General features: G+C 68.7%; 9 protein-coding genes and 1 tRNA gene. 7 read left to right on the top strand and 3 right to left on the bottom strand.

The features are described from left to right. Positions 1-809: 809 nt before the first annotated feature. Positions 810-2,627: a DUF4407 domain-containing protein gene (locus OG716_RS31305; RefSeq protein ID WP_405134088.1), complete on the top strand. Its 1,818-nt coding sequence runs from the start codon at positions 810-812 to the stop codon at positions 2,625-2,627. Positions 2,628-2,753: 126 nt separating this feature from the next. Here OG716_RS31305 and OG716_RS31310 read toward each other — a convergent pair whose 3' ends face one another. Continuing rightward, positions 2,754-4,517, bottom strand: a complete 1,764-nt coding sequence (locus OG716_RS31310; RefSeq protein ID WP_405134089.1) for an MFS transporter — start codon at positions 4,515-4,517, stop codon at positions 2,754-2,756. A gap of 79 nt (positions 4,518-4,596) precedes the next feature. On the opposite strand from OG716_RS31310, the gene OG716_RS31315 reads away from it, so the two are divergent. From OG716_RS31315 to OG716_RS31335, 5 genes are read left to right on the top strand one after another with little or no spacing between them, the layout of a single operon-like run. Next, on the top strand, positions 4,597-5,193 hold the full coding sequence (locus tag OG716_RS31315) for a TetR/AcrR family transcriptional regulator (protein WP_405134090.1): 597 nt from the start codon (positions 4,597-4,599) through the stop codon (positions 5,191-5,193). A gap of 37 nt (positions 5,194-5,230) precedes the next feature. Beyond that, on the top strand, positions 5,231-6,103 hold the full coding sequence (locus OG716_RS31320) for a hypothetical protein (RefSeq protein ID WP_405134091.1): 873 nt from the start codon (positions 5,231-5,233) through the stop codon (positions 6,101-6,103). Further along, positions 6,100-7,170 carry a DUF4129 domain-containing protein gene (locus OG716_RS31325; protein ID WP_405134092.1) on the top strand — a complete coding sequence of 357 codons (1,071 nt, stop codon included), beginning with the start codon at positions 6,100-6,102 and terminating at the stop codon, positions 7,168-7,170. Before OG716_RS31320 ends, OG716_RS31325 begins: the two co-directional genes overlap by 4 nt. Further along, positions 7,146-8,171, top strand: a complete 1,026-nt coding sequence (locus tag OG716_RS31330; RefSeq protein ID WP_405134093.1) for an AAA family ATPase — start codon at positions 7,146-7,148, stop codon at positions 8,169-8,171. The genes OG716_RS31325 and OG716_RS31330 overlap by 25 nt, the downstream gene beginning before the upstream one ends. A 3-nt stretch (positions 8,172-8,174) precedes the next feature. Further along, positions 8,175-9,470, top strand: a complete 1,296-nt coding sequence (locus tag OG716_RS31335; protein ID WP_405134094.1) for a DUF58 domain-containing protein — start codon at positions 8,175-8,177, stop codon at positions 9,468-9,470. A 51-nt stretch (positions 9,471-9,521) separates the two neighbouring features. Here OG716_RS31335 and OG716_RS31340 read toward each other — a convergent pair whose 3' ends face one another. Further along, complete coding sequence (locus OG716_RS31340) at positions 9,522-10,301, bottom strand: RDD family protein (RefSeq protein WP_405134095.1); 780 nt, start codon at positions 10,299-10,301, stop codon at positions 9,522-9,524. A 59-nt stretch (positions 10,302-10,360) separates the two neighbouring features. Here OG716_RS31340 and OG716_RS31345 point away from each other — a divergent pair, with 59 nt between their 5' ends. Next, complete coding sequence (locus OG716_RS31345) at positions 10,361-11,458, top strand: stage II sporulation protein M (protein WP_405134096.1); 1,098 nt, start codon at positions 10,361-10,363, stop codon at positions 11,456-11,458. 686 nt (positions 11,459-12,144) lie between these two features. Here the strand turns inward: OG716_RS31345 and OG716_RS31350 are convergent. Beyond that, a tRNA-Leu gene (locus OG716_RS31350) sits at positions 12,145-12,227 on the bottom strand. Positions 12,228-12,420 lie beyond the last annotated feature (193 nt).

Consider the following 12,420-nt stretch of genomic DNA (forward strand, 5'->3'; position numbering starts at 1 on the left):
GCCTTCGTCGAACGCCTCCGGTCGGACTGCGCCCGGACGTTTCGGAGACCAGCGGCGCTGATGGTCGTCCCGTGCAGTCAACTCTCCAGTTGTTCACCCGCTCCGAGTTCGTAGTGGGTGCTCGGCGGTAACCGAACGCTTACGTGTTAGCTACCTGCCGCGCCAATCTCGCCCACTACGCTGAGCACCGATCGGGTCTCTGGCTGTGTGGGGCGATATGCCGAACTTGTCGCATCCGGCGTAAGAGCAAACGATAAGTCAGGACTCGGGTCCAACCAACTTAGGTTGGACTAATACCAGCTTCTAGCTGGGCTTCTTCATCGATCCTCCACTACCTGCGCGTTGTCCAGTGTAAAGCAGGCATGCGCGGGTGTTTCAGTTGACTTGCCCACTGATCTCCGCGCGCGCGAAGGAAAGGGACATCCGCCCCGGCGCAGCTCCGGAACGGCCTCCCACCTGCAATGAAAGAGGTTTCCCCGCAGGGGCATCCGGCAAACCGGACGTGGGGCGGCTAACTTCCCGGCGGTGTGCGGTGAAAGTCGCGGCACTCCGGGCGACAAGCCATTGCAACGTTCCGACCGTACGGAATCTTTACAAACTGTGGGATTCAGCACTCGATCAGCTAACTGTGAATATGCGATAAGTCACTGTGGATGCCGATATCTCGCCCGGTACCAGCGTGATCAACACCACGTCGCACGCTGGAAACGCGCCGATGTGAGCCTGACCACATCCCCGCCGCCCCACTCGGTGGAATCGCCACCCTCCTGTCACGCTGAGATAACACTGTGTCGAGGATGTGAGCTCTCATGACCGTTCTGCTCACTTGGCTCGGTGGCGCGCACGCGGGGGTCACCGAACGCCACGAGCGCACCGCCTATGCGGTGACCGGAGCCGTGGTGGCGCTGTTCGCCGTCACCTCGGCCGTCGTGATCGCGCTGGCCACCGGCGCCGCGCACTGGCCGCTGTTCGCGGTCGTCGTCATCGCCCTGATCGCAACCCTGTTGGTGGGGGCGATCTCTCGCGCGCTGGCCACCGCGGCCACTCCGGGAAGAACCGAAACCCCGCGGGTACGAGCCGAATTCGCCGCGCGCATCGGTGTTGCCGCCGTGGTCGGCATCTTCGTCGCCGAATCGGCCTGCACCGTACTGTTCGGCGGCAGCGTGAACCGGCTGCTCGACGAAACCGCCCGGCGCGGAGTGGAATCCGCGCCCGCCGTGGTCACCGCCCGCACCGATCTCGACCAGGCGCGCACCGACCGTGCCACCCTCGATCAGCAGATAGCCAAGGCGCAGAACGACTACGACGTCGCCCTGGTGACCGCGCGCTGCGAATACCGTCCGACACCGGACTGCCCGCAGACCCGGATCACCGGTGATCCGGGGCGCGGCCCCGAGGAGCGCACCGCCAATCAGGTGGCCGACGACGCACACGCCCAGCTCACCGCGGCCCAGGCCAGGATCGGCGGGCTGGACGCGGCGATCACCGATAAGGACAGGGCGCTCGGCGCCGCTCGCACCGCCGCCTATACCGACGGCGATCGCGGGCTCGGGGCCCGGTGGGTCGCCATGAACGACTACACCACCGGCCATGCCGGGCCGCTGGCATTGCGCCTGGCCACCGCGCTGCTACTGGTGGTGCTGGCGCTGCTGCCACTGCTCCTGCGCTGGTGGCGCGGGGAGACCGCGTTCGATCGCGAGCTCGCCACCCGCACCGCCACCGACCGGGTGGAGCAGGCCGCCGCCACCGCCATCGCGCTCAAACAGGCCGAGACCCGGGTCGAGGCCGAAACGCTGCGGGCCGAACAGCAGCTCACCGCGGCCAAATTGGCGCTGCACGCCGATACCGCCATCGATCGGGAGCGCCAGCGCAAGCGCATCATCGCCTCCATCGGCGGCTTCGAGATCGGCATCACCGAACCGGCGCAACAGCGCGCCATCGACGAATTCGACCGTGCCGCACAGCATGAACTGCCGGCCGGTCACCGAAAGGACGGCTCCGTGTCTCAGGACGGGATCGTGACACCGAACCTGCCCGCCCACCTCGCACCGGGAACGCTGGCGCCGGTGGGCGCCGCGGGTGCGCTCGCACCGGCCGCCCCGGCCCCGCAGCCCGCGCCCGCCGACAAGGGTGGCGGACTGGAACTTCCGATCATCGGCACGGTGCCGTTCACCGATACCGCGGCCCGCTGGATCCGGCCGCTGGTGCCGTCGTTCGTTGCCAATGCCCTCGATACCGCCACACATCCGCTGCGCACCGTGCGGCAGGCGTTCGAAGAGGCCGAGGAGATCACCTTCACGCTGCGGCGCACCCGCAAGGTGACCTCGAACTTCGAGGATTCCGCGCAACAGCAGCAGATGTACGCCCAGCCGCAGTACGGCTACCAGCTGCCGCCGGGCGCGCAGCAGCAGTACGCCCAGCATGTCGCCTCGAATGTGGTGGATCAGCCGTACCAGCAGCCGTATTCGCAGTACTCGAATTACGGTGCGCTGCCGCCGGGTCAGATCGTCGATCCGAGCTATCAGCTGCCCGCTACCCAGCAGCAGCACGCCCTCCCTGGCCACCGCGCCCCGGAGCTCGAATACCGCGGCCCGCGTGAACTTCCGCCGGGCGCCGACAAGAAATAGGACTCCTTCGGCATCGTCGCCGAGACAGCTGTGGCCCGGCATGTTTCACGTTGAACACGGAACCACCCGGGCCACAGCCATATTCACGAGGCCGCCCCGTCACCCCGCCATGGTTTCGGCCGGGATCTACGCCTTGCGCGTCCTGCTCGTCGCGGCCCGGTAGGTGACGACCGCGGTCACCAGCAGGATCAGGGTGGTGCCGGTGGCGGCCAGGTGGATGCCGTCGACGAAGGCGGTGTGCGCCGAGTTCAGCAGTGACGTGGCCTCCGCCGCCGGCAGGCCGCGTGCGGTTTCGACCGCGCCGCCCAGGGATTCGCGCGCCGCGCCGGTGTGCGCGGCCGGGACCGTGGATTCATCCAGCCCGTGCCGGAAGGCCGCCATGACACCACTGCCGAGCACCGCCACACCCAGGGCCACACCGGTTTCCAGTGCGGTCTCCGAGATGGCGGCCGCATTGCCGGCGCGTTCGACGGGTGCGGTGCTGACGATCATGTCGGACGAGAGGGTCAGCGCCACACCGACTCCCAGGCCGATCAGCAGGAAGCCCACCATGAACGGCAGCACCGAGGCCGACGGATCGGCGCGCAGCAACCAGAAGAGCGAGGCGCCCACGGCGGCGGTGACCAGGGAACCGGCCAGCACCCGCACCGGAGGCCAGTGCTGCACCAGCCAGGCCGCGCCGAGTGAACCGGCCATGCTGCCGACAGTGCCGGGGATCAGCAGCAGACCCGCCTGCAAGGGCGCGCGGCCCAGTACCAGCTGCAGATACTGCGATCCGAAGAACAGCACACCGGCCAGCGCGAAGATCGACAGCAGATTGGCCAGCACCGCCGCCCGGAACGGCGGAATGCGGAACAGCGTCAGATCGATCAGCGGCGCTGCCAGCGAGCGCTGCCTGCGCACGAACAGCACACCCGCAAGCACACCGACGCCCGCCGCGACGAGCTGATTCAGGCTCGGCCCGTGTGCCGCGAATTCCTTGACCGCGTACACGATCGGGATCAGCGCCAGCATGGACAGCGCGGCACTCGCCAGGTCGAAACGGCCCGGATTCGGGTCCCGCGACTCCGGCACCAGGAACGGTCCGAGCACCAGCAGCAGGGCCATGACCGGCAGGTTCACCAGGAAGACCGAACCCCACCAGAAGTGTTCGAGCAGCCAGCCGCCCAGCAGCGGGCCCATGGCCGCACCCGAACCCGCCATGGCGCCCCAGACCGAGATGGCGATGGTGCGCTGCCGGGCATCGGTGAACATGGACCGGATCAGGCCGAGCGTCGACGGCATCAGCGTCGCACCGGCCAGACCCTGCAGAACCCGTGCGGCAATGAGCATTTCGGGGTTCACCGCGAAAGCCGCGACCGCGGACGCCAGCCCGAAGGCGGCCGCGCCGATGAGCAGCAGTCGCCTGCGCCCGATGCGGTCACCGAGCGTGCCCATGGTGATCAGCAGACCGGCGAGCACGAACGAGTAGACGTCGATGATCCACAGCAGCTGTGGAGTGGTGGGCGCCAGATCGCTGCTGATGGCGGGCACGGCCAGATCCAGCACCGTGGCGTCGACCGAGACCAGCAGCAGTGCCAGCGCGAGAACACCGAGCCCCGCCCAGTCGCGCAGGGTCGCGCGACCGGAAACGGCATTGCCCCGGCGAGCACGTGAATCGTGAGGGCGGCGAGGCGAGCCGGCGCCCGATCCGGAATCGGCGCCACCTGCCGCGGAGTTCGCTGTGCGCACAGCCGAGTTCGTGGTCGGCGTGGGCGAGCCCTCGGCGGGATTGCCGGGGTGCGCGGCGGCGGAAGCCGGGGCGCCGAGCGGGGCGGTCGGCGTGGGCGGGGTGGTGCGGGGGTCCGCCTCGGATCCGGAGTCGGACCGGGCGGGGATGTGGGTGGGCATGGGAACTTTCTCTTCCGGAGGGAAACCGTCTGGACGGTACAGTAACAGACTTACCGTCCAGACGGTACAGTCTATGGCTGTGACAACCTCTCGGACGACCGCACGCGATCCCGTCGGCACCCGCAATCGGATTCTCGACGCCCTCGAATCTCTCCTGCTCGACAAAGGCATGTCCCAGGTGACGCTGGAAAGCGTCGCCGCGGCCGCAGGCGTCTCCAAAGGCGGACTGCTCTACCACTTCAAGAGCAAGGACGCGCTGCTCGCCGGGCTGGTGCGCCGGCTCGGCGAACGCGCCGATCAGCAATTGCGCCACGCCGTGGACGAGGGTCACTCCGTCGCCGAGTGGTATCTGCAGACCCCGCAGCCCGACAATGACGCCGATGTGCTGGACCTCGCGCTGCACCGGTCCATCCTGGCCACCATGCGCACGGTCGACGGCTCACACGGCACCACCGGCGCCGCGGACGACGCTCCCGCGGAGGAGACCGATCGCGCGCTCGCGGAAATGATGGGCGGCTGGAAGGTCGCACTGGACAACGAAATCCACGATCCGGTGCACGCCGAGATCGTCCGGCTCGTCGGCGACGGCGTCTACCTGCGCGCACTGCTCGGTATGCGGCCCGTGGACCCGGAGTTGTACCGGCAGCTGGTCGCCCGCCTGCTCGCGAAAACATAGAGCGACCGGACGAGGCCGTCCCTATAGACTCGGCCCCGTGTTGCCAGCCGCCACCGATCCTGTCGGTCCGCCGGCCGGCTCGGTGGGGGAACCGCACACCGAACCGGCGGCGGTCCCGATTCGCCCCATGCAGTTCCGGGAACTCCTGGATCTGCCCTTCGCACTGATCCAGACGCGCATCAAAACCCTTGCCGTACTGCTCGGCACGGCGGTGGCCGTGGCCGCGGTCGTCACCCTCGCCGTGACGGTGCTGGTCTCCGTAGCCACCGATGATTCGGACGGCGGAACCTTCTGGGGCGCACTGCTGACCGGACTGGTGGCGGCCTGGGCGCTGCGCATGTTCGTACGCGGTGTCACCGTGCCGATCGGGCTCGCGGTGGTGCACCGGCAGCCGCTGTCCTGGCGGGGTGCGCTGCATCAGCTGGCCTCCGAAGCCGGGCCGCTGCTCGGATATCAGGTGATGTACACGCTCATCGGCATCGGTGTGCTGGCGCTGGGCGCTCCCCTGCTCATCACCTTCCCGTTCGCCGTGATCTGGCTGCTGTGGTTGCGCGCACGCCGATTCACCACGGTCCCGGCCATTTTCGATGAATCGGCCACCTTCCGGATCGCGACGCTGCGCACCAAACTGCTGATGTCCGGTTCGGACTGGCAGATCGTCGGGCTGCTCATATCGCTGCGCGGGCTGCTGCTGGTGCTGGTGGTGCCGCTGCTGGCACTGCCGCAGTTCATCTCCGGCTTCTCCGGCACACACCGCTGGACGGTGACCGTGCTGATCGTGACCGTCGCGCTGATCATGGTGGCCTTCGGGGAAATGGTGGAGTCGGCGGCCCAGGTCGTCACCTATGTGGATCGGCGCTGCCGCCGTGAAGCCTGGGACATCCGCGTTCCCGGGGCGGTCCGGCCGTGACCGGTCCGCGCACCGGCGAATACCGCCCGGCCCCACCGGAACCCGCGCTCGGACCCGCGGCCGCACACCTGGCCGCCGCCGAGGAAGCGGCCCGCCGGGCCGATTTCGGCACCGCGCTGCGGGAGCGGTACCGCGCCGTCACCCGCGGGCTGGAGCAGCGCGGCATCCTCGAGGTGCAGCGCGCCCGCACCGCCCGCGAAACCGCACAGGCCGCCACCGCCGTACTGCCCGGCGAGGCCACCGAACTCCCCTCGGCCGCACACAGTTTCGACGAGGTCGTATACGGCGGCCGCCCGGCGGCCGAGGCCGAATACCGGCGACTGGAACAGGCCGACCGCTACTCCGTGGCCCCGCCGCCCAAGCTGGCGCCCGCCGAGATCGCCGAGCAGCGCCGGACCCGCAAACCGAAGACGGCCCGGCGGAAGAAGAGCCGCGAACCGCTGGAACTGCCCGCGCTCCTGCGGGATTGGCGATTCTGGGCGGTGCTGGCCGGAATACTGGCCGTGCTCTTCCTCATCTATTTGGTCACCCACCTGAGCATGCCGCCGTCGACACCGCACGACACGCAGCAGCCGACCACCGCACCCCCGCCGACCACCGCGCCGCACCACCCGCCCAAGGTGAAGCCGCCGGACTTCGGCAGCGGCGACGATTCCATCTTCCAGCGCCTGCCCGACTGGGCGGCCTTCGGCGGACTGCAATTCCTGATCGCCTGGATCACCGTGCTCTGGTGGCGGGGCCGGCGGCGCGGCACCGTGGTGCGCGAACCCCGGCCGGTGGAGGCGCCCGCCAGTGAACTGCTCGCGGGACAGGCCGGGCTGTACCGCAAATCCCGCGACCACGACCATGTGGCGGCCGGATTGCGCGCGGCCACCCTGCGGCGGTTGCGGCCCGCGCTCGGCGTCACCGCTGCCACCCCGCCCGAACTGGTGACCGCGGCCCTGTCCGCGCGCACCGGCTCCGACCCGGCGCTGATGCGCGGCGCACTGTACGACCCGGTCCCGGACCGGGCCACGCTGGAAGTCGTGGCCGCACAACTCGAATGGATCGAAGCGGAGGTCTTGTGACCGGATCAGAGCCCACGGCGGTTGTCGTGGATACCAACCACGCGGTGAACGCCGAACAGGCCCAGCAGGCGCTGCTGGCCCTGCGCGCCGAGATCGGCAAGGCCGTGGTCGGCAACGACCAGGCGGTCATGTACCTGGTCCTGGCGCTGCTGTGCCACGGTCACGTCCTGCTGGAAGGTGTTCCGGGCGTGGCCAAGACGCTGCTGGTACGGGCGCTGGCCACCGCGCTGGACCTGGAGCACGCCCGCATCCAGTTCACCCCGGACCTGATGCCCGGTGATGTCACCGGTTCGCAGATCTACGATCCGCACTCGGCGGAGTTCACCTTCCGGCGCGGACCGGTCTTCACCAATCTGCTGCTCGCCGACGAAATCAACCGCACCCCACCGAAAACCCAGTCCGCGCTGCTGGAATCCATGGAGGAGCGCCAGGTTTCGGTGGACGGCGTGCCGCGGCCGCTGCCCGATCCGTTCGTGGTGGTCGCCACCCAGAACCCCATCGAGCAAGAGGGCACCTATCCGCTGCCGGAGGCGCAGCTGGACCGGTTCCTGTTCAAGGTCGATATCCGATTGCCCGGGCGCGACGACGAATTCCGCATTCTGCAGCGGCACGCCGCCGGTTTCGATCCGCGTGATCTGGCCGCCGCGGGGCTGCGCCCGGTCGCCGGTCCGGCACATATCGCCGCCGCCCGCCGGGCCGTCGCCCAGGTGACGCTCAGCCCCGAGGTGCTGGCCTACACGGTCGATCTGTGCCGGGCGACCCGTACCTCCCCCGCCGTCGCGCACGGTGCGTCCACCCGCGGCGCGACCGCGCTCATGGCCGCCGCCCGGGCCTTCGCCTGGTTGAACGGCCGCGGCTATGTCACCCCCGATGACGTGAAAGCCGTGGCGACAGCGGTGCTCCGGCACCGGCTGCAGCTGCGGCCCGAGCACGAGATCGAGGGCGTGACCGCCGAAGGGGTGATGGCGTCCCTGCTGATGTCCGTCCCCGTGCCGGTGTAGCCGGTGGTCGTCACCGGCCGGCTGGCCGTCGCGGCGGGCGTCGCCGCACTCTTCGTCACCTTCGTGCTGCCGTCCTGGGCGGGCGTACTGCTGGCGACCGCACTGCTCGGGGCGCTGGTGCTGGCGGATCTGCTGCTGCTGGGTTCGCCGGGGGCGCTGCAGTTTTCGCGGGCCGCGCTCACCACCGTCCGCACCGGGCGCGGCATCGAGGTGGAGCTGATCGCCCTGAATACCGGTGATCGCACCCTGCGCGGCACGCTCTGGGACGACTGGCCCGCCAGCGCCCAGCCCCGCAATCACGCGCACCCGCTGAATCTGCCGTCCAACACCAGGATTCGGCTGCACACCGAGCTGACCCCCGAATATCGGGGCGACCGGATCGCCGGTCCGGTCACCGTGCGCCTGCTCGGCCCGCTCGGCCTGGCCGGACGGCAGCTGCGCCGGGACGTCCCGGCCCGGCTGCGCGCCCTGCCGCCGTTCCGCAGCGAGAAGCTGCTCGTCTCCAAAGTCGCACAGCTGCAACACCTCGAGGGGCGCAACACCACGAATAGGCGCGGCCAGGGCACCGAATTCGATTCCTTCCGTGAGTACGTGGCCGGTGACGATGTCCGCACCATCGACTGGCGGGCCACCGCCCGGGCCGATGACGTACTGGTGCGCACCTGGCGGCCGGAGCGCAATCGGCACGTGGTCATGCTGCTCGACACCGGCCGTGTGAGCGCGGGCCGTGTCGGCGACGGCACCCGCCTGGACGCCACCATCGAGGCCGCGCTACTGCTCGGCGGTCTCGCGGCCGCGGGCGGCGATTCGGTGGACCTGCTGGCCTACGACCGCACCCTGCGCGCCGAGGTGCGCGGCATCGGCGGAAAACGCCTGCAGCTCAAGCTCATGCACGCCCTCGCCGGAATCACACCGCAGCTGGTCGACACCGACTACCAGGGACTGCTCCGCACCACCCTGCAGCGCGCCCGCCGCCGCAGCCTGGTGGTGTGGTTCACGCACCTGGACGCGGCCACCGTGCAGGAGGGCCTGCTCCCCGTCCTCCCCGTCCTGTCCCGGCGCCACCGCGTACTCATCGTCTCCGTCACCGATCCGGACGTGGCCGCCGCGGCAGCCCACCGCTCCACCCTCGACGACCTCTACACCGCGGCCGCCGCCGAGAACATCCTCACCGAACACGCCGTAGCCCGGGAAACCCTGCGCCGCATCGGCGTCCGCGTCATCACCGAATCCCCGGACCGGCTGCCCAGCGCCCTCGCGGATGAATATCTGGAGCTCAAGCAAACCGGCTCGATGTAAAGCCGCCCGTCCCTATCGAACCGACCCGCGTTGCGTCGAGAGGAGTGGTGTTCAGGCGACGGCGCGGGCGTATGCCGGCCGGGCGGGGGGCGGCGGGAACGCGCGGCGCTGGCGTTCGGACAGGACGGCGCCCAGGATCATCAGGGGCGGATAGCCGTTGGGGGGCGGGGTGTGCAGGCGGGCGCAGACCGTGAGGACCAGGGTGCGGCCCAGCTGGTCCTGGACGACGGGGGTCAGGGTGCCGAAGCGGATCAGGTAGCGGCGCACGGCGAGCGCCAATTCGTCGGAGAGGCCGGAGAGTTCGAGTTGCCGCGCCCAGCCCTGCAACCACGGCGGCGGGACGACCAGCGCCGCGAACGGCAGGCGGCTGCGATCGTGCACCACCACCGTTCCGGCGAGGGCATCACCGATGCGGCGGGCATTCGGTGAGCACAGCGACACCACCACGGCGATGAGACCGGTGCCCAGCATCCAGAAGTCCACGATGCCGGACAGACCCCGAGTGACCGCGTGCCGGAAGTCGATCGGCCCGCCGTCGCCGCGCACCACTCGCAGACCCAGTGCCATCTTGCCGAGCGACCTTCCGCGCGTAAGCGTTTCGCCCAGCACCGGATAGCCGATCAGCACCGCGACCACGGTCACCACCAGGGCGGTATCGCGCCAGGCCGAATCCGCGCCCCACCGGGACAGCAGCACCTGACTGCCGGGCACCAGCACCAGCCCGAGGATCAGCTGAACGCACAGGTCGAGCAGGAACGCCGCGGCCCGCGTGGGGATGCGCGCGATCGGCAGTTCGACGGCGACTGCTTCGCCGGTGGTGAAAAGGGCCATGTCACTCCTGGTGGGGGGCGACTAGCATTCTTCCGAGCGAAGGCACAGGAAGGCAACCGATGGACCTGGACGCGTATACGTTCCTGCACAAACCTTCCTGGGATCGCCTGGACGCGCTGGCAACCCGCCGCAAGAAGCTCACCGGCGCCGAATCCGACGAACTGGTGCTGCTGTACCGGCTCACCTCACAGCAGCTGGCCCGGCTGCAATCCGGATCCGCCGAGGCGGAACTGGTGGCGGGCCTGTCCGCGATCCTCACCCGGGCCCGCGGCCGGGTGCTTGGCGCCCGCATCGACACCCTGCGCGAGATCGGCCGCTTCTTCACCCACCGCTTCCCGGCGGCCGTCTACCGGGCCTGGCCGTGGTGGGTGACGGTGGCCACGGTCTTCGTGGTCGCCTCGGCGGCGGTCGGCGCGTGGGTCGCGAACTCCGAATCCGCGCGGCGCGCTCTGGGCCTCGATACCGATACGGACACACTGACCCGGCCCGGTGGCGATTTCGAGACCTATTACTACGCGCATCCGCACGACGCTTTCGCGGCGCAGGTGTGGACCAATAACGCGACGGTGGCGGCCATGTCGCTGTTCACCGGGATACTCATCCTGCCCGCGGTGTACGTCATGGCCATGAATGCCCTCAATGTGGGCATCAGCGCAGGTCTGATGTCGGACGCCGGGCGCCTGGACGCCTTCTTCGGCTACATCCTGCCGCACGGAATGCTGGAGCTGACCGCCATTTTCGTGGCCGGCGGCGCGGGCCTGAAACTGGGCTGGACACTGATCGATCCGGGCCGGGAATCCCGGCCGCAGGCCCTGGCCCGGCAGGGCCGCGCCACCGCCGCGATTGCCCTGGGCCTGGTCGTGGTGCTGCTGATCTCGGGATTCATCGAAGGATTTGTCACACCCAGCGGCCTGCCGACCGCGGTGCGGATCGGAATCGGGGCGCTCGCCGAACTCGGTTTCCTGGCCTATGTGTTCGGTCTGGGACGGCGCGCAGTGCTCGAACAGGAGACCGCGGAGGCGGCGGAGCATTCGCCGAGTGGAACCGAGCACATGTCAGGCAATCCCGCGCACACCCCGGGCAATTCGCTCGGGGGCGACCCGGATCCGGTTGCGGGAGCGGCGAGTTCGACGCTGTTGGCAACGGCCCGGAAGTGATTTCCACTGGCCGCAGCGAGTCCGGCTCAGCTGCGGCCAGCGTTACCGTCGACTCTACACAAACGTTATGGCTACGCAACCTCCGACTTGCTCACTGGACGTATAACGCGAACAGGCGAAATACCCTTTGCGCGAAGGCAACTCGAGCAGTCCGCTAATGTCCAGCTTCTACGTTGCCGGCGGTCTGCGGAGGCTAATGAAACCACCCGCGCGGTACCGTTGACGCACTCGATTCGACCCGTTGCACGTGCACCGCGAGAACCCCTGTCGAATGGTTTGCCGATTAGTCCGGCCAATACTCATCACAAGCGGTTCAACCCGCGTTAAGCTGGTGTTTCTCACCTGCTCAGCACCATTGCCGAGCAGTCGCTTCAGGGGAAACAAACTGCAAGTTTGTTTAACTCTGTTTTGACTTAATGCCCGTCAGGCAATGGTCGGAGAAAATCGGGCAGATACCTGATGTGGCACCTTCCGGCAATCGATTTACACCCCTCCGCGGACCGTCGGAGGCCATCCGGCAACGCCTCGGCCGAGGAGTTCACACCGTGGTTGCGATCTTCGTCACACCTGTTCTGACCTGCGGGTTCGGCAAGCTACACGCAAGCCTCCGAGGGGTGCGGAAATGACAGGTCAGTGCGGAAATGACAGTAGGCCCGATCCGGAATCCGGATCGGGCCTACTGTTTGTGGGCGAAGGGGGACTTGAACCCCCACATCCTTTCGGATACTGGCACCTGAAGCCAGCGCGTCTGCCATTCCGCCACTCGCCCGAGCGACTCGAAGAACTTATCACGGCCCGTGTGCCAAAACGAAATCACCAGGTAACCGGCGCTGGGGGCGGCGGATGCCCGCACGGGAACCCTGACCCGTTTCCGGGAGTTACAGGTGTGGACGATGGTGGATATCATGCAATCACCGTGTCCCCGCGGTGACACGCCATGTCCGCGTGCCGCCCACGTTGCC

It is taken from the genome of Nocardia sp. NBC_01388 (assembly GCF_045040085.1).
In the GTDB taxonomy this organism is placed as follows: domain Bacteria; phylum Actinomycetota; class Actinomycetes; order Mycobacteriales; family Mycobacteriaceae; genus Nocardia.

Coding starts and splice junctions, on each gene's coding strand:
- OG716_RS31305 (WP_405134088.1), top strand. CDS start 810: ATGACCGTTCTGCTCACTTGGCTCGGTGGCGCGCACGCGGGGGTCACC.
- OG716_RS31310 (WP_405134089.1), bottom strand. CDS start 4,517: ATGCCCACCCACATCCCCGCCCGGTCCGACTCCGGATCCGAGGCGGAC.
- OG716_RS31330 (WP_405134093.1), top strand. CDS start 7,146: ATGGATCGAAGCGGAGGTCTTGTGACCGGATCAGAGCCCACGGCGGTT.
- OG716_RS31340 (WP_405134095.1), bottom strand. CDS start 10,301: ATGGCCCTTTTCACCACCGGCGAAGCAGTCGCCGTCGAACTGCCGATC.
- OG716_RS31345 (WP_405134096.1), top strand. CDS start 10,361: ATGGACCTGGACGCGTATACGTTCCTGCACAAACCTTCCTGGGATCGC.